Here is a 23426-nt window from a genome sequence, read left to right as displayed (position 1 = left end):
ACTAATCATCCATCAATCGTGAATCGTGTTTACATAGTCGCGCTGCTTCTCTGCAGGATAATATGCCTCTTCCCACTTACGAACGTCCTCATAACTTGGCTTCACAAACACATCGCCAAATCCCACGTAGTCTTCTTCCCCAAGACGATCAAACGCCTGTGCATTGTACGCATCAATTGGTGCCAGTTCACCGGTGTTTTTGAGCTCAAGGAGAAGCCTCCATACTTCTTGGACCCCGGGAAGAATAAATGGAGCAATCTGAATTGCTTGACCCATCTCCGTCAGTTCCTTCACTGAAGGCGTGGGGCCGGCATGCCGTGAAGCAATGCAATAGGACGGTCCTGGGGTTTCTTCATTGGCAATTCTTACTTCTTCCCACGTGCGCAGTCCTTCATAGAAGATGCAGTCTGCGCCGGTTTCTTCGGCATAGAGCTTGCCGCGTCGAATAGCTTCTTCCAAGCTTCCGCCTTCAGCTCCATATCCATCGGTGCGGGCAACAATGACAAAATCCTTATCCATCTCATCGCGAGCATCACACGCTGCGTTGATTCGCCCAATGGCTTCCTCATCAGAGACCAACGCAATTCCAGCCTGTCCGCCAGCTTTTTTCGGCTCAAGCTGATCTTCGATATGAATACCCGCAATGCCAGCCTGGATGAATTCTTGGACAGTGCGGCGTGCGTTAATGGCGCTTCCATAACCGGTATCAGCATCACAGAAGATCGGAATATCCACTGATGCGGCAATGGTTTTGCAATGTGCGACCACCTCAGTCATGGTGAGCCACCCGACATCGGCAACACCGCCGACCCACCAGGAGCTCATTCCGCCCGATACTTCAAATGCTGGAAAACCAGCCTTTTCTGCCATTTGAGCATGCATGGGCAGGGTGCCAAATGGCATGATTGTTGTTTCTTTGCTTTCAAAGAGTGCGCGCAGGCGAGCTGACTTTGATAGGGACATGAGGTTTTCCTAACTGATAGGTTCGAGGATGGCGGAACGAAGAGGCCGATTAATATCGCAGAGCACCGCAGGGTCTAATTTCACGGAGCCAGCCAACATTTTTCTGCCCTCAACAAAGTCCTTGGGGCGGTTAACGCAGTCCATAGCAACTAGTTCTCCATTGCGGAGATAAATTGCGCTGAATTCATGAAGATCAATAGACCCTCGGATTATTACCTGGACGTCATCGCTGAGGATGCCCACGGTTTTAAGCTTGACATCGTATTGGTTGGACCAAAACCACGGAACGGTGTCATAAGGAACTGGAGTGCCAAGAAGATCAGACACCACGGTCTTTGCTTGAGCTGTGGCATTGTTGACTGATTCCACTCGCATGGTACGACCAGCAAAACGATTGTGATGCGATGCAATATCACCGATAGCCCACACATCAGGCAAGCTCGTTCGACAGAATTCATCAACGTTTACGCCATTGCTCGTGGAGGCACCCGCTTTTTCGAGAGCGTCAATATTGGGAATAATGCCCACTCCAATGATCACCAAGTCGGCGTCGATAAGCTCCCCACTGGCAAGCCGGACTCCGCTGACCACGTCAGCGGCACCAACAATCTCAGCAACTCCGGTATTGAGCAACACCCGCACGCCATGGGAGGTATGCAATTGGTGGAAATATTCGGAGATCTCCGGGCTGGTCACGCGCCCAAGCAGACGATCCTGCACCTCAATCACCGTGACATCGAGAGATTTCTTGCGCAACGCCGAGGCCGCCTCAAGCCCGATATAACCGCCGCCAATGATCACCGCACTATTGGCAGTTTCAGCGATTGACTTCAACGCAAGTGCATCCTCAAGCCGACGCACCGTATGCACGCCAGCAAGTTCATGACCAGGCAAAGGAAGCATACGAGCACGCCCACCAGTAGCCCACACCAGACGGTCATAGCTGAAGGTTTCGCCAGCCTCGGTGGTGAGACTTTTTGTTTTTGCGTCCACCTCAATCACACGGCTGTTGAGCTTCAAAGTGATCGGAGAATCATCCCAAAAATCTTGGCCTTTAAACGTGATGTCCGCATAGGATTGCTCCCCGGAGAAAAACCCTTTAGATAGCGGAGGTAACTCATAGGGCTGGATGGACTCTGAGCTTAAAATCGCGATGCTGCCCTCAAAACCTTGTCGATGCAGCTCCGTGGCGACAGTAACACCTCCCTGACCAGCCCCAACGATAATGACATCAAAATATTGTGCAGCCATGTTATTCACCTGGAACAAATGCGCGGAGGCCAGCAAGCTCAGGAGTAAGAACAACTTGGCAGCTCAGGCGGGATTTATCGCAGAGATTATCCACGATCTCTAACATGTCTTCCTCATCAAATGTTGCCTGTGGAACCTCCTGGGCAACGTCACCTTGGAGCCACACATGGCAGGTGGCACAACTCATTTCACCGCCACATTCCGCGATGATTCCGGGGATATCGTGCTCTACTGCGGCTCGCATCAAAGATTGGCCGTCTTTGGCTTCGACTACTTTCTCAGTGTCATCAAAAACAAACGTTATGTTTGGCATTGTTTTCTCCTATCTTTTGTATTTTCTTAATATGTGGGGCTCGGTCTGGGGCCTGGTGTGGAGCCCGGTCTGGGAGGGGTTATTCGGTGACCTTGAGTGGTTCACGCTGCGGGTCATGGATGGGATCTTGTTCAAGCTGCGTTGTAGTGCTGTCTGATCCGTGCTTGCCCTTTGCTGCCATTGCTCTACCAAGAAGTCCATTGGCAAAGAGCAGCATGCCGGCGATGAGATACGCGATACCGCTCATGACAAACGCCATGGTGTAGCTACCTGTTGCATCTTTGATGGATGCCGCGATGAGCGCACCCACAGTGGTGGACAAACCGGTTGCAAGGCCGATAATTCCGAAAATGGCGGGGAAGGCAATCCTGGAGGTGAGTTTGAGGGTGAAGAAGGCGGGAAAGTCTGCGTCCGCGCCTTGGCCGAATCCAAGCAGGAAGACCATGAACACCACGAGTGCAACGGCAGCAGTGGCAGCGGTTTGGGAAAGAATCACCGCGGTAACACCAGAAATACTGCACACCACCAGTGGAACTGCATAAGGCCAGACCTTATCAAGCAGCGAGCCACCGACGATTCTTCCTGTAATGATGCCCACCAGAAGAGCCATGGACATGGCGGTCGCGGTTTCTACTGGACGCCCCAGTTCAATCATGAAAGGTTGGACCGAAGACATGATGCCGCCGATGGCAAAGGTAGCAATCGCGCAACCGATAAGAACTAACAACAAGCGCGGATCGCGGAGGTTTCGGAGGGTATCTCGGCTTGTTGCCTTGATGCTCACGCCAGCGGGAGTTTTATCACTGCTAGCTGCTGTTGTCTTAACTACAGAGGGAATCTCAGTCTCATTTTCACGGAACCCAAGAATCACCATTGGAAGAGCAATAACCAGGACCAATGCAGCAATAGTGACATATCCCCACCGCCATCCGAACTCATAAATCGTCCACACAATCAGTGGTGTCATGATGAGCGGGGTAACAGATGCTCCTGCGGACATGGTTCCCATGGCTAGGCCAAAACTCTTTTGGAACCAACTGGAAATGAATCTTGTGTATGGCACGTGATAACACAGTGCACCCGTGATGCCCAGCAATGCAGCGATGGAATACAAAGTGAATACCGTGGCGGGCAGGAATGCCAGGAGGAGGGCAAGAACTCCCATGAGGGAAAATCCAGTGATCACCAATCGGCGTGCGCCGTGTTTATTCACTAAGAATCCCACACCAACTCCAGCGATGGCTACCAGTAGGTTCACGATGGAACCGGTTTGCACTTGCGTTGCTGAAAGTCCCGTTTCTGCGCGGATTGGTTCAACAAAGAGTGCATTGGTTTGGAGGAAAATGATGGGTCCAGAACCAAATGTGAGGAATGCGGTGAGAAGTGGTTTCCATCCCCGTCGAAATTCCGAAGGCGGCGATGAAGGGGACAATGTTGTCGTATGAGCCATGAACTTTACCGTTCTGGATAGTTATGGTCGGCCTATTAGCTGCCAACAACTGAGGGAATTTTGGGTTGAACTCGAATTTGAAGTCGCTTGAGACCAGTGGTGTTATCTGATGCCACCCATTCGGCTTCGCTAATGGGGGCAACATCGGGGAATCGGGCAAAGAGTCTTTGAATGAGCACTTGGAGCTCAAGGCGCGCAACATTTCGCCCAAGGCAAAGATGCTCGCCATCGCCGAATCCTAGGTGTGGATTGTGTTCGCGGAGGATATTGAAGGTTTGGGGGTTTTCAAAAACTTCTTCGTCTCGGTTGGCGGAAACTCCCCAGCCAACAACCCAATCGCCCTTTTTGATCTCCTTGCCACCCAATGTTGTATCTTGCATGGCTACGCGAAGACGATTCTTTGATGGTGTGACCCAACGGATGATTTCCTCGACTGCATTTTTGGCAATCTTGTCATCTTGCAAAAGTGCAGCTTGATCGGGGTTGCGCATCAATTCAAGAATGCCCACGGCTGCTGCGTTGCGGGTGGTCTCCAAACCACCGGCGATAACAGAGAAGGACATCCAAGCGGCATCGCGTTCGTCGAGGTATTCGCCTTCCACTTTGAGGTTGGCAATCAAGCTGGCGAAATCATCATATTGATCTTCATAACCACGGCGTTTCATGGTGTGCTCGTAGGCATATTTATACAGTGCATCTGATGCTTGGATAATCGCCTGAGTGGGATCCACACCGTCTTCCAGATATTCCGCGTCCTGTGGGTGAAGCATGGTGATGGTGATACCGCGCAGGTGCTCCCAATCTTCTTCGGGAACTCCCATGAGGTTGAGAAAGAGGTTGACGGGCAGCAAAGCCGCGATGTCTTTCACCAGATCAACTTCGCCCTTTGCTTCGGCGTCATCCAAGATGGCATCCACAATCCGATCGCAATCATCATGGAATCGCTTCACAGCCGGCACTGAAAAGTGCTTGTTGAAGGGGCGTCGTTTGGTGTTGTGAATGGGCGGATCGCTGGTGACCAGCTGTACGTCATAGCCCAAACGGTAGCGCTCTTCTTCCGAGAGATCGCGTCCATCTGGTGGGAGGTGGGTGCCTGCAGAGGAGGAGAACACTTCGGGCTGATCAAGCATGTCCAGCACATCTTCGTGCCTGGTCACGGACCAAAAACCGCGGGAGTAGTTGCCTGTGGTCCAGTGGACGGGATCTTCACGGCGCAGCGTGGTGAAAATCTCGTGGTAGTCTTCGCCAGCAAAAGTCTGGGGATCGGTGAGCTGAAGATCAATTGCCTGGAAATCGGTCATGGTTTTTCCTTTTCACAAAGTAGGTTTAGTGGGAAGCCTGCGAATGTAGGCCGAAATATCCGGAGTTGAGCTTTTCGACGCGTGCCTTGAGGTTGTCGGTCGGCGCAGGGTGGGTGAGCACAAAGGGAGCATTGCGCTCGATGGCGGTGATCACCATGTCTCCCACGAACTCAGGAGCTAGCGGCTCATTGTGCGGGTTGCTGAGGTTTTTCATTTCATAGGCCTTCACCTCACGCACATCAGAGCGTTCAGCTGCGTCGCGTAAGCGTTCGCTGGTTCCAATCCGGGTGGTTACTTGGCCTGGGTACAAGATGGTCACGCCAATGTCATCGCCCTGATCTTCAAATTCCGCGCGAAGCACATTGGAAATGCCATCAACTGCTGCTTTTGAGGCGGTGTACATGCCGTGGCCTGGAATGGTATCAATTGCTGCGAAGGAAGAAGTATTGACAATATGGGCGCGGCTTCCCTGTTCCCGCATGCGGGGGATGAAGGATCTCAGTCCGTTGATAACGCCGAAGTAGTTGATGCGCATCATCCATTCAAAGTCTTGAGCTGATGCATCCCAGATTGCACGGAATGGACGCATAGTTACTCCAGCGTTATTGATGAGTGCATCAATCCTGCCGTGGGCTTCAAAAATGTCATTGGCAAGCGCATCCATCGCATTAGCGTCGGTGACATCAAGCTGACGGGCGATTGCATGGCCTCCCGCGACATTGATCAGCTGGGCAGTTTCTTGCGCTGCACTTTCTTCGATATCGGTGACGTATACGGTGCCGCCGCGAGCGGCAAAGGATTCGGCAATGGATCGTCCCATTCCTCCGCCGGCTCCGGTCACCATGACGATGGCTTCGCCAAAATTAAATGCTGTTAGCACGGGCTTCTCTCTTTCATGGGCTAGTTCATGATCTGTGCAACTTATGGAAAATTAAGTGTGTTAAATCACTTTTTCCGTTGCAGTGAAAGCTACGCGCATGCTATAAATACGTCCAATGCATTTAAGTTCAATCTTCAATGCATTGGGCACATACAAACCTTTGACCAGCGGGAGATGACATGTCAGAACATTTTGTTTGGGGAATTAAAGATTCTTTTCTTCAGTACGTAAACGCATTGCCAGACGGTTCTATCACCGCATCCAACGGCGCAATTCTGACGCCTAAGAACGTCTTTCACTTTCCACTCACCACATCCACTTCGGACAAATTCGAATCATCTGGTGAAATTTCCATACACGGCCACCACGGAATGCTTGATGTCACATTCCACCACCTCACGGTCACACTTGAGCAGGACAAGGCAGTCATTTCTGTCCAAGTGAAAGGCCGGAGCATGAAGATCGCCCGGGGCCACGTTATCCATCACACTCCCGAAGAAATTGTCATTTCCACCCAGGTCACCACCATGGGATCGGAACTGCTCGGTGGCGTTTATCAAGCAGGGACAGACATGGATCCGCTCACCATCCACCTCAATTCTGAGGGCTGAACCACCCATGATTGACCTCAATAAACTGGAACATTTTCTGGGCGTCGCCCGCACAAAAAGCTTTATTCGCGCTGCGGAAGAACTCCACATCAGCCAATCTGCACTTTCCCGAAGCATTCAATCCCTAGAAAGTTTCTACAAAGTCACGCTGTTCAACCGAGACCGCGGAGGCGCGCGCCTCACCGCGGCAGGCGAAAACCTGTTAGAACATGCTCGGGATCTGGTTCTTGCCGCTGAATCCATTGAACGCACCATGAAGTCGGTAGGAAAAGGGACTCAAGGAACCGTAAAATTTGGCATTGGACCTGTGATTGCCAGCATGTTTATCCCATCCCTGCTTGCCCGGTTTGCCAAGGAATTTCCCGATATTCACTTTGATATCAAAACGGGCAATGATGAACAGATGCTCAAATTCTTGGCGGATGGTGAGCTGGAATTCGTGGTGATCAAAGCGAGTGCTGAATACCAACGTCAGCATCTTGATTCCACTTTTCTCATGACATCAAAGCCTAATTTCTTTGTGCGCCTCAACCATCCGCTCACTTTCAAGAAGGATGCAATCCAACTGAGCGAGATTGCTCAATATGGGGCTATTTCCGGATCCTCCTTCGTCACCGCCATTGAATCCGAAGGGTTTAGCGCTGAAGCTCGTAGCATCCGGCCCGTTGCGGTGGTCGATAACTTGAGCGTTTTGGTTGATACCGTGCGCAAATGCGATCGAGTCCTGGTTTCCACCACTGCCCCCACCAGTTATTCGATCACCGCTCTTGAAATTGAACACCTTGACCAGCACATGCCGGGAACCGATATTGCGATTTACACCTATCGCGGTCGCGCGATCCAGCTTGCTGCTCAATCCGCCATCAACGAGCTCAAAAGGCTTGCCGACGAACAAACCAGCATCATGTCTGAATACGCAACATAGATTGCAGTTTTTGCATGGAAAATTAACTTAGAATCACTGGCCCACATAGATCCATGGAGGCTAGCGTGTTCATTATTGTGATCCAGAGCATATTTATATCTGAGGAGAGGTAATGAGCACACCAGTAGACACGCGTATTCGCCACCATCAAATTTTCATCGATGGCCACTGGGTTGATAGCAGTGGAGATGGCTTCCTTGATGTGTTGAATCCAGCAACAGAGGAGGTGGTTGCGCGGGTACCCGATGGAACTGCGGATGATGCCCGGCGCGCAGTTGCTGCAGCGCGCAAGGCCTTTGATTCTGGAGTGTGGTCCAATGCCACCGTGCAAGAGCGTCGAGCAGTGCTATCCACCATGGTGGACATCCTCGAGCGTCGAAAAGAAGAGCTCATTGACATCAATGTCACCTCCGGTGGTGCACCCCGCGGGCTTGCCGAGCTTATTCAAGTGGGTGCTCCCATTGAACATTTGCGCGATATGGTCGATCGGGTCATGCCCACTTTTCAGTGGGAAAAGCCCAGCCCTGCACATATTGGAGCGGGGATTGGGCAGGGGGTTGTGCGTCGAGAAGCTTATGGCGTCGCTGCGTTGATTTCGGCCTATAATTTCCCGCTCCTCCTCGCAATGGTCAAGGTGGCGCCCGCGCTTGCGGCCGGCTGCTCCGCGGTGCTCAAGCCAGCATCAACCACTCCGCTTGAAGCGTTAATTCTTGGGGAAATTGCTGAGGAAGCAGGACTTCCTGCTGGTGTTCTTAATATCATCACCGGCGATAAGGAAGTCAGCCTGGAGCTCTCCACCAACCCTGATGTTGATCTGGTGAGTTTCACAGGTTCCGATACAGTGGGCAAGCTTATTTATGAACAGGCAGCTCCCACGCTCAAAAAGGTTGTGCTGGAGCTCGGCGGCAAATCTGCCAATATCATCACCGAGGATGCCAACCTGGATAATGCGGTTGCTGATGTTATTGCCAATACCACCATTCATGCAGGTCAAGGATGCTCGCTATTGACCCGCACGCTCGTACATAGCTCCCGCGTTGATGAGCTAGTGGCAAAGCTCAAAGAGGCATTTTCCGCACTGACCATCGGCAATCCTGCAGATGCCTCCACCGCCGTAGGTCCCCTTATCTCTAAGGCCCAGCGCGATCGCGTAGAAGCCCTCATTCAAAAAGGCGTGGATGAGGGCGCGACCATCGCCATCGGTGGCGGACGCCCAAAACATCAGGACACGGGATTCTTTGTGGAGCCAACAGTCTTTGTTGATGTGGATAACTCCATGACCATTGCTCAAGAAGAGTTCTTTGGGCCTGTCAACGTGATTATTCCTTTTGATAGTGATGAAGAAGCCGTGCGCATAGCCAATGACAGCAAGTTCGGTCTGTGGGCAGCGGTACGTTCTGCGGATCCCGTTCGCGCCTATGAAATTGCCAAGCAAATCCGAGCCGGCAGCGTGGTTGTTAACGGAGGCGGCGGTGCCTTCCCCAATACCTTCCTCCCCTATGGCGGATACAAAGACAGCGGCTTGGGCAGAGAATACGGTGAGGCTGGATTGGAAGAATACCTCGAGTTCAAAAGCGTTATTTGGGGCGTTTCCGCAGGCTAAACCTCCGCTTTAATCCCATCCCTTCACTTCCCCCTCACTTTCACAAATTAAGGATGCAACCATGGCACATGACTACATTATTGTTGGCACCGGCGCCGCCGGATCCGTGCTGGCAGATCGCCTCTCCGAATCAGGCGAACACAGCATTTTGGTTCTTGAAGCCGGTGGTTCCGATTGGAACCCCATGCACCGCGTACCCAAGGGCTGGGTATTTACCATGCAAAACGATACCTATGTTCGCAAGTACTACCCAGAACCTTTTGGTGATGGCACCACAGAACAGTGGCCACGCGGAGTCGTTGACGGCGGTTCCACCACCGTTAATGGATTGGGCTGGAATACCGGAGAATCACCTGCATATGACTGGGAATCTCTAGGCAATGAAGGTTGGAATTGGCCAGCATTCCGGAATGCACTTGATCAGATTGAAAATCGTAGTTCCGGATTAGGATCCTTGTCCAAGAAGAAGGGCAAGATGAATGTGGAAACAGTATCCACCAAGGATGAACTAGGAGATGCTTTCATTGCGGCGCTCGCGTCACAAGGAGCTCAAGTAGTTGAAGATGCCAACCTCGCAGAAGGGGATCGCGCTTCCTATGCCTCTACCAACACAAAACTGGGTACTCGATGGAGTGCTGCCGAGGCATTCCTTAATCCCGCTGTAAAGCGCAAGAATGTCACTAAGATCAACCATGCCAATGTCATTCGAGTGGTTTTTTCCGGCACCACGGCCATCGGGGTTGAAGCAGATGTTAATGGTGAACTCAAGACTTTCCTTGCTGATCGTGAAGTTCTTATCTGCGCGGGCTCTTTGGAATCACCCATGATCCTTGAGCGTTCCGGTATTGGACGCCGGGACGTGCTTGATGCTGCAGGTGTAGAGGTTCTTGTTGAGAGCCCAAAGGTTGGCGAAAATCTGTCGGAACACCGCGGAATCTCCATGCTTTATAGCCTCAACGAGGGTTTGGGTTTTAACCATGAGATCAACAGTCCACTCAAGCAATTAATCGCGGGCGCCAAATATCTCTTTACCCGAAAAGGTGTCATTTCCTCAGGTTCCTTTGATGCCATCGCCATGGTCAAGCTCAACCCGGAATCCAAGGGCGTGGATACTCAGCTCTTTGCTACAGCTATTTCTTATGATGAAAAGATGCAGCCACGCAAGGAGGCCGGCGGCCTAATCGGCGGATATCCCATGTATCCCACGAGCCGTGGGTCCATCCACATCACGGGTCCGCGCGCGGCCGATAAACCACGCATTATCACTGGTTATTATGAGACTAATTATGACAAGGAGATGATCGTTAAAACCACGCACAAAATGCGCGAAATCCTCAACTCTCCCGAGATGCAAAGCCTCGGAGCCAAGGAGTTTTACCCAGGTGAGGCGGTGCAAACGGATGAGGAAATTGTCCATCATTCACTCAACTTTGGCCCCTTTGGCTACCACACCTTGGGCACGTGTGCGATTGGGCCGGATGAGGATGATGTGGTGGATAATCGCCTGAGAGTCCGTGGCGTTGATTCTTTGCGCGTTGTTGATGCATCGATTTTCCCGCATCAGCCTTCGGGTAACAACAATGGCCCAACTTCTGCCGCAGCGTGGATCGCTGCCGATAAGATCCTGGAAGATTCTTTGCTCTTCAAACAAAAAGAGGTGGCTATCCGCCCAGTTGGCTAGTCAACTCCACCCTAAGATGCCAAGGTAGGTCTCGAAGCTTTTCGACGCCTCCCTTGGCGTTTGTCGTTTAAGACACCAATGTACCACCCCCAAACTACCCCCAAGCTAAAAAACTAATTGTTTCTAAATTACCGAACTCCCAAAGTGCTAAAAGGTGTTCCTACGTGGCAATAATGTTTAAATCCCGCCCACGGCCGACCGCTTGCGGCGAGTGAGCTTAAAAAAGTTCTTGCATCAAGCAAAGTCATATGGTGAACTAGGACACAGTCCTTCAAACTGTTGCACAGTTCACATGTCCAATACTTTGAGGTGCCATAGAACAATTCATACAAGGAGCTAGGTAGTGTCACATTCAAGTCATGCACCGACTAAAAGCCCACCTCGCCAACAACCCAAGCGTGCAGCAATTGCATCCGTTATGGGCGGGGCACTGGAATATTATGATTTCGCCCTGTTTGCTTCTGCAGCAGCAATCATCTTCCCTAAACTCTTTTTTCACGATTCCGAGGCCGCCGTCCTCGCCTCATTCGCCACCTTTGGTGCCGCATACCTGGCCCGACCACTGGGCGCAATCATCATCAGCCACATTGGTGATCGCCAGGGGCGAAAGCATGCACTGCTCCTGACCATTTCACTCATGGGCGTTGCCACCTTCTTGATCGGCTGCCTGCCAACTTATGACTCCATCGGAATTCTTGCTCCTGCCCTTTTGGTTACCTTGCGTCTTGTCCAGGGCTTTTCTGCTGGTGGCGAACTCGCCGGTGCAAGTTCCCTCACCATGGAACACGCTCCCGAAGGTCGTCGGGCGTTTGTTTCCAGCTTCTCATTGGTAGGAGTAGGCATCGGCATGGTGATGGCAAATGCCATTATGATTCCAATAACCGCACTCCCAGATGACATCCTCTACACCTGGGGCTGGCGTCTTCCTTTCTGGCTGAGCGCAGTCGTGCTCGTCATCGGTATTTGGGTTCGCCGCAGTCTTGATGAGCCAGAAGCATTTGAAAACGCAGAAACCTCAAAGGCACCACCATTTATCGCAGTATTCCGGGAAAACCCACAGGGCGTTATTCGCGTCGCACTGTGCAATCTCTTTGCCGTCGTTCAAACCGTGACCACCGTCTTTGGACTTTCCTACGCTATCCAACAAGGTGTCAACAGCACCACCATGGTTGCCATTGTTACCGCTTCTCAGTTCATTTCCATCTTCGCCCGTCCACTGTGTGGCCTTGCTGCTGATCGATTTGGACGCAAGCCTGTCTTCATCTTTGGTGCCGCTTCCAGCGGTTTGCTGATCTTCCCATTCTTCTCAGCCATTGCCTCTGGAAATGTTTTCATGATTGCAGTGAGCATGATTTTGCTCACCGGTGTGGCCATTAGCTTTGCCGATGGCGCCTACCCTGCATTCTTCTCCGAAATGTTCAACGCAAAGATTCGCTACACCGGAATGGCCATTGGCCTTCAAATTGGCATTTTGCTTTCTGGTTTCTCCCCCACCATCGGGCGTGCACTCCAAGGCGAAGATACTGCCAATTGGATTCCTGTAGCCATCATGACTGCTGTCTGCTCTGCCATTGCAGTTCTTGCAGCACTCACTGCTAAAGAAACCTTCCGTACTCCGCTTGAACAACTGGGAATCAAAAATACACGCGCAGAGGCATCCACTATCGCGGATCCCGATAAAGCCACGATTCCCGCCTCTTAATGAACAAAGGACACACCACCTGATGACCACAACCATTCGAACCAGCCTCAACCTTGAGTCCGGACTATATATCAATGGCGCCTGGACTAGTCCAAACAACAATAAGCGGATCGACGTCGAGAATCCCGCCACCGAAGAAGTAATTGGTACCGTATCCAACGCAAGCATTGAAGATTCCAACAATGCTGTAGCAGCAGCGCGCGCAGCCTTTGATAGTGGCCCCTGGGGAAAAACCACGCCTGAAGAGCGCAAAGTAGTGCTTGAGAAATTTGCCGCCATCATGAAAGAACGCCGCGAAGAACTAATTGAGCTCAATATCGCAGAATGTGGTTCTGAACGAGGGTTCGCGGAATCTGCCCAGGTAGATGGAGCAATTGCACATCTGCAATCAACAATCGATGCCATGTCTTCTTTCAATTGGGAAGCACCAACTGCACACCATTTTGGCCGAGGAATGGGGCAAGGCGTTGTAGTTCGTGAGGCCTTTGGAGTGGCACTTTTGATCAGTGCCTATAACTTCCCCCTGTGGCTCAACATGACCAAGCTTGCTCCAGCACTCGCGGCAGGATGCAGCGTTATCCTTAAGCCTGCCACCACCACGCCTTTTGAAGGTTTAATCCTTGCTGAAATCGGCGAAGAGGCTGGTCTTCCACCGGGCGTGCTCAATGTGATCACTGGTGGTCGTGAATCCGGCAAAGCATTGTCCACCCACCCAGATGTAGACATCATCAGCTTTACTGGTTCAGAATCCGTAGGCAAAGAGGTATATCACCAGGGCGCAGATACCCTGAAAAAGGTGGTTCTAGAGCTGGGTGGCAAGAGCCCCAACATCGTTTTCGAAGATGCCAATCTTGATGCTGTTGCCGGAGCAGTCATTGCAGCAACGACAAAAATGGCTGGACAAGGATGTTCGCTTCTCACTCGTACCCTCGTCCACAATTCAGTCAAAGACGATCTCATTGCTCGGGTAAAAGCCGGTTTAGAAAGCATCAAGGTGGGTGACCCAAATGATGCAGATACTGACATGGGTCCACTCATCTCCGCAGCTCAGCGTGAAACCGTAGAAGACTATATTGCTGTAGGAATCAATGAAGGCGCCACCTTAATCACTGGTGGAAAAAGGCCCGCGGGGCTAGATAAAGGCTATTTCATTGAACCCACGCTCTTTGCCAACGTAGATAATTCCATGCGCATTGCCCAGGAAGAAATCTTTGGCCCGGTCAATGTCATCATTGCTTTCGACACCACAGAAGAAGCCATCGCGATGGCAAATGACAATCCATATGGGCTCGCCGCCGGCGTAAACACTGCCGATCCTGCTCGAGCTTTTGAAATCGCCAAGCAATTAAGAAGTGGCCAGGTGGCACTCAATGGAGGCGGTGGATCCTTCCCCAACACCAGCATCCCCTTCGGCGGTTATAAAGCATCTGGTTTAGGACGCGAATACGGAGCGTGGGGCATTGATGAATACCTAGAAACCAAAGCCATCCACTGGGGCGCAGGCCGCTAAACCACTCTCCACACCACAATATTTAGAAAGGCATAATCACCATGTCACAAGCACTCATCCCCTCATACGCAGGTAAAAAAGTCGTTGTTTCCGGAGGTGGCGGCCGCGGAATGGGTGCAGCTGCTGTAGCTGCACTCCTTGAAAATGGCGCAGAAGTCTGGGTCCTTGATGTTCAAGAACCACAACATGAGGGAACTCAATTCCTCCAGGTTGATCTCAAAGATCCTAAAGCAATTGAGAATGCCATCGAACAAGTCGGAGCAGGCATCGATGCACTATTCAACTGCGTCGGAGTAGCCGGAAACCGCACGAGTGATCTCGACACATTTTTGATCAACTTTGCTGGCGTACGTCACTTGACCAACACTGCACTGAAGTACATCAATGATGACGGCGCCATCGCCACAATTGCCTCCAATGCGGGAGAAAAGTGGCGTAACAACCTGCGTGAATATGAAGAACTTATTGCTCAAGACTCTTTTGACGGCGCAATTGAGTGGTTTAACGCCAATGAACACCTCCGCGAACCCGGTGTTGCTACCGCAGCCTATCGAGTATCCAAACAAGCTATTGCAGCATGGGGAGTTCTTAGCTCCGCGCAACGTGGCGAGGACGGCAAGCGAAGGATCCGACAAAATACTGTCATGCCTGGTTTCACTGAAACCCCCATGGGCGCCGAGTTCCGCAATGTGTTGAGCGATGCTTATTTTGATTCCTACCCCACTCCACTTGGCCGTTATCTCGATCCCAGTGAGCCAGCAAAAGCATTGCTATTCCTCAATAGTGATCTTGCTTCTGGTGTCAACGGTGTCACCCTTACCGTTGATGGCGGCGCGACGGCTGCTCTGGAGGCAACTGCAAGAGTTTAAAAATTCCTTCCTTTTCAAAGTCAATGGCAAAACAGCGGTCCTGCAGTTAACTTTGGCTGCTAGCGAAAAGATCGGGTGGACTGCAGGTTTCGTAGTCGTTGCCTAACCCAAATAGTCCTCTGCTTTAAGCACACCGCCGGAGTTAGTGAACTCGAGGGTGGCGTCGATAAGCATTTTCGGATCTGCAAGCGCGTCAACGGCGACTTGGCCCAGCCCGATTGCGGCGTCGACAGCAGCGTCGATGGCCTCTTCCGTGCGCGCGTAGGCCGCGAATTCCTTGGTGTGAAGCGCGACGTTTTCCGGTGAAATTTTCACCATCGGATGGATGCCTGGCACCAGGTGCGAAACGTTGCCGAAATCAGTCGATGCGGCGAGCGTGTCGGGCAAAATGCCCTCGGCAAGCGCAGTCCGGCCACGCAGATTCTGCGTTTTTGCCCAGCGCCGCGCCAGCACATGGTTGTTGCGCACGGGCAAGCTGGCCGGGTGCACATCCCAATGCTTTTCGACGCCCACCCCCGCCATCAACGCCGCCCCGTCAAGCACATCATCCACGCGTTTCGATATGTCTTTGAGCGCTTCCGGCAACAAAGAACGCACGTACAGCGACATCGTTGCAGTGTCTGGAATGATGCTTGGCCGGTTTCCGCCTTCCGTAATAATGGCGTGAAGGCGGTCGCTCGGTGGCATTTGCTGACGCAAAACTCCGAAGCCCTGGTACGCCAAACTTGCAGCGTCGAGGGCATTTTTACCCATGAAAGGCTGCGAAGACGCGTGTGCAGAGACACCGTGGAACGTCGCCGTCATGGTACGTCTGCCCACCCAAACATGCTCCGCCAGATCGAAGCCAAAGGGGTGCATCATAATCGACGCATCAATGCCATCGAATGCGCCATTTCGGATCATGTATTCCTTGCCGGAATGCCCCTCCTCAGCAGGTGTTCCCAACAGCACGATCCGACCTTCAAAGTCGAGGTGATCCACGCCTTTCACTTCGGAAGTTTTGATCATGTTGGTGACAGCTAAAAATGCGCCAACACCAGCTGCTGCGATGATATTGTGCCCGCACGCATGGCCGATCTCTGGAAGGGCATCGTATTCCGCCAAGATCGCAATGCTTGGGTGCTGCGCTGGATCATAACCAGGGGTTTCAAAACTAGTTTCTAGAGCGGTTTTAACACCATAAACTCCACTCTGAACCTCAAAACCATGATTTTGCAGAAGTTTTGTGATTTCCTCGGTGGCGAACACCTCCTCGAACGCTTCTTCCGGATGGTCGTGCAGCATGAAAGCCAGTGTGCGCAGTTCATCACGCAATGACTCCCCTGATTCCTGGATCAGGCGCCAAATAACCTGCTGGCCTGGATAATCCGGGCTCTCCCCCTGCGTGCTGGCGTTAGACTCTGCCTCCGCTTTACGTGCGGCAATCCCTTGCTCCATGTAATCCAAATACACAGTCGACGGAACTTGTGGAGAAAAATTGTCAGTACTCATGAAAACTTATCCTTCGAGGAAGATCGCAGAGCCAGGTCCAAGCGGCAAATCGGCGTAGAACCAAATTGCCAACAATGTAGCCCAGGCTAGCCAGAAAGGGATCACAAATGGGATAAGCCTTGACATCAAGGTGCCTAAACCTGCATCCGGTTCGTATCGACGCAGCAAACCGAGGATCACAATCATGTACGGATTCAGCGGTGTGATCACCTGAGTTGCCGAGTCACCCACGCGGAATGCTGCCTGAATGAATGATGGTTCATAGCCAAGCAGAGCGAACATCGGGACGAACACCGCAGCCATCAGCGTCCACATCGCAGAGCCGGAAATAATCAGCAGGTTCAAGCATGACGCCAAAATAATAAATGCAATGATCGCAGGGAATCCGGTAAGCCCGATCGCTTCCAATCCCGCAGCGCCCTGAACAGCAGTCCAGGTACCGATGCCCGTCCAGTTAAACAGCGCCACAAACTGTCCCAAAATGAAGGCCAAAACCAAGAAACCAATCATGTCCTTGATTGCTTCGCCCATCATGTTCACGACATCATCCATGTTCTTGATCGTGCCCACCACCATGCCGTAGGCCAGACCCATCACCATGAAGAACAAGAACACGATGAACACCACAGAGCTCAGCAGTGGTGAAGTTGGGAGGAATCCGCCGTCTTCATTTCGCCATGGGGATCCAGGAATCAGCACAACTACCAGCACAATGATGGCCGTGACCAGGGTGGTCCACATGGAGATCGCCAGTGCGCGGTTTTCCTGAACCGTCAACGTTGCCGAGATTTCCTCATCACCGGTGCCGCTTATCGGTTCAACGCTCTCCGCGTATTCGGTGGCGATATCCTGACGCCACATGCGGGGTTCCAGAACCTTATCGATAAGGAAACCACACAGCAGACCCAGCACAATCGAGGATGCAATGTTGAAGTAATAGTTCGACACCGGATTCACTTCAGTTGTGGCGATTCCCGGCAGAGTCTCCATCACGGCGTTGGTAATTCCCGCAAAAAGTGCATCAAGGCTGGTGGGCACAATCGCTGTGGAATATCCTGCACCCACAGCTGCAAACGAACCCAATAGCCCAGCCACAGGGTGCCGACCAGCAGCTTTAAACACCATCGCGGCCAAAGGTGGCACCACCACGAAGGCAGCGTCCGCCATGATCGACGCCGTCACACCAATCACACCAACGGCATAAGGCAGCACGATCTTTTTCGCCGAACCAAAAAGTTTCCTAATCAGCGCAGCCAACATGCCGGAACGTTCAGCAACACCCACTGCCAACAGAATTGGCAACACGGTGAGCAACGGCGGGAACCCGATGTAGTTTGCCCCGAGATTCGTAGTCAACCAGGTTAGGCCTTCACCGGTGAACAGGCCTTTAACAAAAAGTTCTTCATCCGAACCCGGCACAATCACGGACACGTTCATCCACGCCATGATCGATGAGGCCAGCGCCGTGATCAGGAAAAGTATCAAGAAAAGCGTAAATGGTGTGGGCAGCTTGTTTCCAAGCGTTTCCACACCATTGAGAAATTTATCGCTCCATTTACCGAGCTTGCTCGTCGGTGCGTCTGGCTGTTGTCTTTCTGAGGTTTTTGAGGTTGTTGAGCTCATTTCTCAGACCTTTGCAGTCATGCGGAAAACCTCGGTTCGGTTTTCCGGCGATGCCAGCCAGACTAAGTAACTCACCGAATAAATATCGGCAAATAAGGCAACCGTAATGCAAATGTTATGACTTGCATCACTTACTTTGAGGAGAGCTTAAGCGAAAGGCTCCGAAACCTTATCCAAACGTGCAAGCTGCTCAGCGCTCAGCTCCACATCCTTCACAGCCATCAAATCCTTCAACTGCTCTACCTTGGACACGGACGCAATCGGTGCGGTCACACCATGCGCAACCAACCACGCAAGCGCCACAGTCGTTGGCGCAACACCCAACTCATCGGCAACAGCACGCAACTCTGTCACCACGGCAAACGCCTCATCGCTGGCGTAACGATCCAACTGCCCCGCACGCGCTTTACCCGAAATATCCTCCTTGGAGGTGTACTTTCCGGTCAAAAGACCCGCGGCAAGCGCGAAATAAGGGAAGACTGCAACGCCATGCTTCTCGGCGAGCGGCTGCACGTTCTCCTCATAATCCTTCCTCGACACCAGGTTGTAGTGCGGTTGCAGAGCAACCGGCTGCGCTGGAGTGCCTACAGACTTCTCAAAGAACTCAGCTAAACGCTCCGCGCTGTAGTTAGACAATGCGAGGTGCTTAATCTTGCCCTGTGCAATCAGATCATTAGCGATAGCAACCTGCTCATCAATGCTGACTGCCTCATCGTCGTAGTGGTAGTAAAAAATATCGATCGATTCCACGCCCAAACGCTCCAGGGAACCCTCGACAGCCTTGAAAGTTGCCTCACGGGAACGACCAGCAACAGGCTCCAACGCACCAGACTTGGTAGCAATGATCAGCTTGTCTGCGCCACGTTCCTTAATCCACGCGCCGAGCTCCCGCTCCGACTCGCCACCCTCATTGCCTTCAACCCATGCAGAATAAGAATCGGCGGTGTCAACAAAGTTTCCTCCCGCTGCCACGAATGCATCCAAAACCGCGAAGGTCTGTTCCCTATTCGAGGTCCAGCCAAAGGTATTTCCACCGAGGTTTAGTGGGAAAACATCAAATTCAGTGCCTTTAATAACGGTCACGCCGTGCTCCATTTCCTATGCTCACAACTTACTGCCCCGAGCATAGGAGCGTTTCTACAGAATTTCAGAATAAAAATTCTTAAAGTAGCAGAAGCTATATGTTGATGTCTTAAACATATCGTGAAAACGTGTCGATTTTTCGCCCCAAAATCGACATATGACCTTTGAAAAGCCCGCCGATAATGAATTCACCGACCCCACTGCCAGATTGGTTAGGATCCACCACAAATTGCTCTGATCAGTCGAAACGTGGTGGATTTTTGCAAGTTCAGAGGCCAATCTTGCACGAATCCACCACAGATCCGAGGTTTCCGCTCAAACGTGGTGGATCCTTGCCCTGCAAACTGCCAGGATTCACAACAGCCCCAATGGCCCCAAATTCGACCCCTTCTAGAATCGCCTCTAAGAGCCTTCAGAACTGAAATCAGGACAACAGGTCACTGCGACTCACGAAGCCCTTAAATCGGCACGCAGCGACCCATGCGCAAAACCATCAACGTTTAAGTTCCTCCGCCAACTCGTGGAAGGCCGCAACGGGGTTTCCGAAGCGGTGCAGCGTCATGGAAATTGCTTGTTCTTTGAGCCAGTAACGTAATTCAACTCGACCGGAAGCAGTGACCGCATCGTCGAGCAGAACAACTTCAGGCCGTACAGCTAGGCGTTCACGGACAGTCTCGCTGACTTTGCCCAGGTAACGGACTCGGACGCTGGAGTTGTCGTCGTATTCGCCGCGCAACACGTTGGAAATAAATACCGAATCATCGACTGTTTCTGCACTCACTCCAGCAGCGGACAATACTTCGCGGACTTGCTCTGAAACACCTGGTGTTTGAAGAACTCGCGGAATAACCCCGGCGCGGCGGGCTGCCAACAATGCGCGGGCAGTTTCTCGGGGTGTGGCGGAATCATCGAGTCGGAGTACTACCTCTGCTGGTCGGTAGCGGAAAATGTTGGCTTCTACATCGAGGCCGGAGGGGTCGCGTGGGCTGCCGAATTCCGTGTTCCATGCTGTTTCATCGCTGGCGTTGGCTTTTTCGAGCCATTCGATGTCTTCACCGGACAGATTCAGTTTGCTGATCAGCGGGTTTGTTTTGCGTGGGGCGTGGTGGCTTGGCGCGTCGGCCCAGGTTCCCATGAGCATGACATAGTTGGGTCCTCCGGCTTTGGATCCGAGGCCGACGGAGGATTTTTTCCAGCCTCCGAAGGATTGGCGTTGGACGATGGCGCCGGTGATGCCGCGGTTGACGTAGGCGTTTCCGACATCGACGTGGTCAAGCCAGGTGCGGACTTCGTCGGCGTCGAGGGATTGGAGTCCGCCGGTGAGTCCGAAGTCGTTGCCGTTTTGGAATTCGATGGCTTCATTGAGGTCGGTGGCTTTCATCAGGCCGAGGACTGGTCCGAATACTTCTGTGAGGTGGAAGAAGGTTCCTGGTTTGACGCCTTCTTTGATGCCGGGTGACCAGAGTCGGCCGGTGTCGTCGAGTTGTCGGGGTTTCAGCAGCCAGCTTTCTCCTTCTTCGAGGGTGGTTAGGGCGTGGTGGAGTTTGTCGCTGGGGAGTTCGGTGAGTGGTCCGACGGTTGCGGAGGGGTTGGTAGGCCAGTCGACGATGAGTGAGGATGCGGCGTCTACCAGCTGTTTCCGGAAGCGTTCTGATTCGTAGACGCTGCCTACCAAGATGCCGAGGGAGGCTGCGGAACATTTTTGTCCTGCATGGCCGAAGGCGGATTTCACCAGGTCGGCGACGGCGAGGTCGCGGTCGGCAGATGGGGTGACCACGATGGCGTTTTTGCCGGAGGTTTCGCCGTTGATGGTGAGTTCTGGTCGCCAGGAGGAGAACATCGCGGCGGTCTCGGAGGAGCCGGTCAAAATGACGCGGTCGACGTGTTCATGGCTGATCAACGCACGTCCAACATCGCGATTAGCTGGGTAAATGCAATGCAGAACCTCGCGGGGAACGCCGGCTTCCCAGAGGGCTTCGACCACTGCAGCGGAGCAATGTTGGCTAGGCTTTGAGGGTTTGTGGATCACGCCAGCGCCCGCCGCGAGTGCTGCGAAAGTCGATCCAGCGGGGATCGCGATGGGGAAATTCCAGGGCGGGGTCACCACAACGACGCGATCTGGGGTGAATTCCGCATTGTCTACGTCGTCCAATTCCAGGGCCAAATGCGCGTAGTAGCGGGCGAAATCAATGGCTTCAGAGATTTCCGGGTCGGTTTGTTCCACAGCTTTACCCACCTCCGCGGCCGCCACTGAGATCAGGTGTCCGCGTCGCACGCGCAAAATCTCGGCGGTCTTGTACAAAATCTCAGCGCGTTCACGGGCTGGGCGCGCTGCCCACGCTTCAGCAGCGTCGCGCACATCGTTAATTAGCTTGTCGACGTCCCCCTCTTCCAACACCTCCGGCTTTGTTTGTTTTTCCAACCAACCGGGCTCTGCTGCGGTGGCGAGGGCTTTTGTGGCCCACTGTTGGTTTTGGATGAGCGCTGGGTTGGTGTCGGGCTCGTTGATAAATGGGACGAGGGGGGCGTCGAGAAGCGTCTCTTTGCTGCGGTCTTGTGTGTGGTTGGGGCCGGGCGCGGGCACGTCGATGAGCGTGGCGAGGTCAGATATGGAGGCGCGGAAGCGGCTCTCCTCTCGCTTGAAGGACGGGTTGTCGGCGTCGAGGTCGAAGATGGCGGACATGAAGTTTTCGCTCGCGGCGTTTTCCTCGAGGCGGCGCACGAGGTAAGAAATGGCCACGTCGAATTCTTGTGGGCGCACGGCTGGTACGTAAAGCAGCAGCTCACCGACGTCAACGCTGACGGCGCGCGCCTGATCGGACGCCATGCCCTGCAGCATTTCGAACTCCACACGGTCGGCAACCCCGCGCTCCACAGAGAGCAAATGCGCGAATGCTATGTCGAAAAGGTTATGGCCGGCAACACCCAGGCGCAGGCCCTCCATGTTTTCTTTACGCATCGTCCAATACAGCACGCGCTTGTAGTTGGCATCGGTGGCTTGCTTGGAAGGTTCCGTAGCAACCGGCCAGCCGGTGATCTGTGCATGGACGTGCTCCATGGGCAAATTAGCCCCCTTGACCAGGCGAACCTTAACGCCCGCCCCGCCTGTGTTGACGCGCTCGCGGCCGAACTCCGCCAAGTCTTGGATCGCACCGAGGGCATCGGGAAGGTACGCCTGCAACACAATTCCGGCTTCTAGTTCATGCAGCTCTGGATTGGAGAGCAGCCGCTTGAACACCTCCATAGTCAGGCGCAGATCGCGGTATTCCTCCATGTCCAGGTTGATGAACTTCGTGCCTTGGGGCGCCCGCGCGGCCTCTATATATAAAGGTGTCAGCTGTTCCACAACATAATTAACGGTGTCTTCGAAACCCCACATCGAAATCTGCGATGCCACCGAAGAGACCTTGATGGACACATATTCCACATCCGGACGGCGCAACAACCGCACCGTGTCATCCAAATGCTTCGCTGCCTCCTTTCGGCCCAACACCGCTTCACCTAGCAAATTGATGTTCAGGCGGTGCCCATCCGACTGAATCTCAGCGACAGCCTTGGCGAACTGCTTGTCGCGGGCATCCACAATCATGTGCCCAACCATCTGCCGGATTCGAGCCCGCGCCGCAGGAACCACAACCTGCGGCAACGCCCGCCCCACCAAAGAACCGGCCTGAATCTGCGCCCGATCCAAAAAGGACATCGTCGACGGAGCAATCTTGCCCAACTCATACAACGCATGCGCTGCCGCTTCACGATCCTCAGTTCGAACCACTCGATCCACGAAACCAACCGTGAATTCCAAACCATTAGGATCCTGCAACACTGCAGCTAGACGCTTCGCATCGGCATTGGGCACGCTTTCCTTTTTGCTGTACTCCAGCCAGGAGCGCACCTTATTCACAGCCTGGTCAGACAGCGTAGCCAACTCAATAGGCAGATTCATCGATGTCATGGTGGCGGTTCTCCTTCAAGATCAGCGGTGTGGGTGCCGTTTCGCATCGTAGGTGTGATGGATCCCAGCAACTATTTTCAGATGTGACCCCCAACATAATCCCAAATGTGGATTTTTAACCACCGCACCCCTTTTTACGCAGCTGAAATTGTTAAAAGCGCAGCGCACACGCTTTCCCCTCAGCCTGCTGATACCCCCGTTTTGCCACCTAAAACAAA

General features: G+C 52.9%; 17 protein-coding genes. 7 read left to right on the top strand and 10 right to left on the bottom strand.

What is annotated here, in order from left to right:
• Window positions 1-12: 12 nt before the first annotated feature.
• The 6 genes from N24_RS00880 to N24_RS00855 all read right to left on the bottom strand — a co-directional run bounded on the left by N24_RS00880 (window position 13) and on the right by N24_RS00855 (window position 6158).
• The gene (locus tag N24_RS00880; RefSeq protein ID WP_096453496.1) at window positions 13-963 is read right to left on the bottom strand and encodes an isocitrate lyase/PEP mutase family protein; all 951 of its coding nucleotides are present in this window, start codon (window positions 961-963) and stop codon (window positions 13-15) included.
• Window positions 964-972: 9 nt separating this feature from the next.
• Complete coding sequence (locus N24_RS00875; protein ID WP_096453494.1) at window positions 973-2214, bottom strand: NAD(P)/FAD-dependent oxidoreductase; 1242 nt, start codon at window positions 2212-2214, stop codon at window positions 973-975.
• 1 nt (window position 2215) lies between these two features.
• A complete protein-coding gene (locus N24_RS00870) occupies window positions 2216-2527 on the bottom strand; it encodes a 2Fe-2S iron-sulfur cluster-binding protein (RefSeq protein WP_096453492.1) in 312 nt (103 codons plus the stop codon).
• A 79-nt stretch (window positions 2528-2606) separates the two neighbouring features.
• On the bottom strand, window positions 2607-3977 hold the full coding sequence (locus N24_RS00865) for an MFS transporter (RefSeq protein WP_096453490.1): 1371 nt from the start codon (window positions 3975-3977) through the stop codon (window positions 2607-2609).
• A gap of 35 nt (window positions 3978-4012) precedes the next feature.
• On the bottom strand, window positions 4013-5278 hold the full coding sequence (locus N24_RS00860) for a cytochrome P450 (protein WP_096453488.1): 1266 nt from the start codon (window positions 5276-5278) through the stop codon (window positions 4013-4015).
• Window positions 5279-5303: 25 nt separating this feature from the next.
• Window positions 5304-6158, bottom strand: a complete 855-nt coding sequence (locus N24_RS00855; RefSeq protein ID WP_096453486.1) for an SDR family oxidoreductase — start codon at window positions 6156-6158, stop codon at window positions 5304-5306.
• Between the two features lie 179 nt (window positions 6159-6337).
• On the opposite strand from N24_RS00855, the gene N24_RS00850 reads away from it, so the two are divergent.
• The 7 genes from N24_RS00850 (at window position 6338) to N24_RS00820 (ending at window position 15059) form a co-directional block, all read left to right on the top strand.
• Entirely contained in the window at window positions 6338-6769 is a 432-nt protein-coding gene (locus N24_RS00850) for an HtaA domain-containing protein (RefSeq protein ID WP_096453484.1), read from the top strand.
• 7 nt (window positions 6770-6776) lie between these two features.
• Window positions 6777-7694 carry a LysR family transcriptional regulator gene (locus N24_RS00845; RefSeq protein WP_096453482.1) on the top strand — a complete coding sequence of 306 codons (918 nt, stop codon included), beginning with the start codon at window positions 6777-6779 and terminating at the stop codon, window positions 7692-7694.
• A gap of 112 nt (window positions 7695-7806) precedes the next feature.
• On the top strand, window positions 7807-9297 hold the full coding sequence (locus N24_RS00840) for an aldehyde dehydrogenase family protein (protein WP_096453480.1): 1491 nt from the start codon (window positions 7807-7809) through the stop codon (window positions 9295-9297).
• Window positions 9298-9358: 61 nt separating this feature from the next.
• Entirely contained in the window at window positions 9359-10978 is a 1620-nt protein-coding gene (locus N24_RS00835; RefSeq protein WP_096453478.1) for a GMC family oxidoreductase, read from the top strand.
• A gap of 343 nt (window positions 10979-11321) precedes the next feature.
• Window positions 11322-12680 (top strand): MFS transporter, encoded by a 1359-nt coding sequence (locus N24_RS00830; protein ID WP_231910779.1) that lies wholly within the window; start codon window positions 11322-11324, stop codon window positions 12678-12680.
• 22 nt (window positions 12681-12702) lie between these two features.
• The gene (locus N24_RS00825; RefSeq protein ID WP_096453476.1) at window positions 12703-14190 is read left to right on the top strand and encodes an aldehyde dehydrogenase family protein; all 1488 of its coding nucleotides are present in this window, start codon (window positions 12703-12705) and stop codon (window positions 14188-14190) included.
• Window positions 14191-14231: 41 nt separating this feature from the next.
• Window positions 14232-15059, top strand: coding sequence for an SDR family oxidoreductase (locus N24_RS00820; protein ID WP_096453474.1), 828 nt, complete (start codon window positions 14232-14234; stop codon window positions 15057-15059).
• Between the two features lie 102 nt (window positions 15060-15161).
• On the opposite strand, the gene N24_RS00815 is transcribed toward N24_RS00820, so the two are convergent.
• From N24_RS00815 to N24_RS00800, 4 genes are all read right to left on the bottom strand, one after another.
• A complete protein-coding gene (locus N24_RS00815) occupies window positions 15162-16550 on the bottom strand; it encodes a M20 family metallopeptidase (RefSeq protein ID WP_096453472.1) in 1389 nt (462 codons plus the stop codon).
• A gap of 6 nt (window positions 16551-16556) precedes the next feature.
• Window positions 16557-18173: an AbgT family transporter gene (locus N24_RS00810; protein WP_020447868.1), complete on the bottom strand. Its 1617-nt coding sequence runs from the start codon at window positions 18171-18173 to the stop codon at window positions 16557-16559.
• A 147-nt stretch (window positions 18174-18320) separates the two neighbouring features.
• On the bottom strand, window positions 18321-19268 hold the full coding sequence (locus N24_RS00805) for an aldo/keto reductase (protein ID WP_003858893.1): 948 nt from the start codon (window positions 19266-19268) through the stop codon (window positions 18321-18323).
• A 481-nt stretch (window positions 19269-19749) separates the two neighbouring features.
• The gene (locus N24_RS00800) at window positions 19750-23199 is read right to left on the bottom strand and encodes a bifunctional proline dehydrogenase/L-glutamate gamma-semialdehyde dehydrogenase (protein ID WP_197702416.1); all 3450 of its coding nucleotides are present in this window, start codon (window positions 23197-23199) and stop codon (window positions 19750-19752) included.
• Between the last annotated feature and the right edge of the window lie 227 nt (window positions 23200-23426).

This window comes from Corynebacterium suranareeae, from assembly GCF_002355155.1.
Lineage (GTDB): Bacteria > Actinomycetota > Actinomycetes > Mycobacteriales > Mycobacteriaceae > Corynebacterium > Corynebacterium suranareeae.
Note: the sequence above shows the minus strand (reverse complement) of the source record. Positions and strands in the feature narration are given on the sequence as shown.

Coding starts and splice junctions, on each gene's coding strand:
- N24_RS00840 (WP_096453480.1), top strand. CDS start 7,807: ATGAGCACACCAGTAGACACGCGTATTCGCCACCATCAAATTTTCATC.
- N24_RS00805 (WP_003858893.1), bottom strand. CDS start 19,268: ATGGAGCACGGCGTGACCGTTATTAAAGGCACTGAATTTGATGTTTTC.
- N24_RS00820 (WP_096453474.1), top strand. CDS start 14,232: ATGTCACAAGCACTCATCCCCTCATACGCAGGTAAAAAAGTCGTTGTT.
- N24_RS00845 (WP_096453482.1), top strand. CDS start 6,777: ATGATTGACCTCAATAAACTGGAACATTTTCTGGGCGTCGCCCGCACA.
- N24_RS00875 (WP_096453494.1), bottom strand. CDS start 2,214: ATGGCTGCACAATATTTTGATGTCATTATCGTTGGGGCTGGTCAGGGA.
- N24_RS00810 (WP_020447868.1), bottom strand. CDS start 18,173: ATGAGCTCAACAACCTCAAAAACCTCAGAAAGACAACAGCCAGACGCA.
- N24_RS00860 (WP_096453488.1), bottom strand. CDS start 5,278: ATGACCGATTTCCAGGCAATTGATCTTCAGCTCACCGATCCCCAGACT.
- N24_RS00865 (WP_096453490.1), bottom strand. CDS start 3,977: ATGGCTCATACGACAACATTGTCCCCTTCATCGCCGCCTTCGGAATTT.
- N24_RS00880 (WP_096453496.1), bottom strand. CDS start 963: ATGTCCCTATCAAAGTCAGCTCGCCTGCGCGCACTCTTTGAAAGCAAA.
- N24_RS00800 (WP_197702416.1), bottom strand. CDS start 23,199: ATGAATCTGCCTATTGAGTTGGCTACGCTGTCTGACCAGGCTGTGAAT.
- N24_RS00870 (WP_096453492.1), bottom strand. CDS start 2,527: ATGCCAAACATAACGTTTGTTTTTGATGACACTGAGAAAGTAGTCGAA.
- N24_RS00835 (WP_096453478.1), top strand. CDS start 9,359: ATGGCACATGACTACATTATTGTTGGCACCGGCGCCGCCGGATCCGTG.
- N24_RS00815 (WP_096453472.1), bottom strand. CDS start 16,550: ATGAGTACTGACAATTTTTCTCCACAAGTTCCGTCGACTGTGTATTTG.
- N24_RS00825 (WP_096453476.1), top strand. CDS start 12,703: ATGACCACAACCATTCGAACCAGCCTCAACCTTGAGTCCGGACTATAT.
- N24_RS00850 (WP_096453484.1), top strand. CDS start 6,338: ATGTCAGAACATTTTGTTTGGGGAATTAAAGATTCTTTTCTTCAGTAC.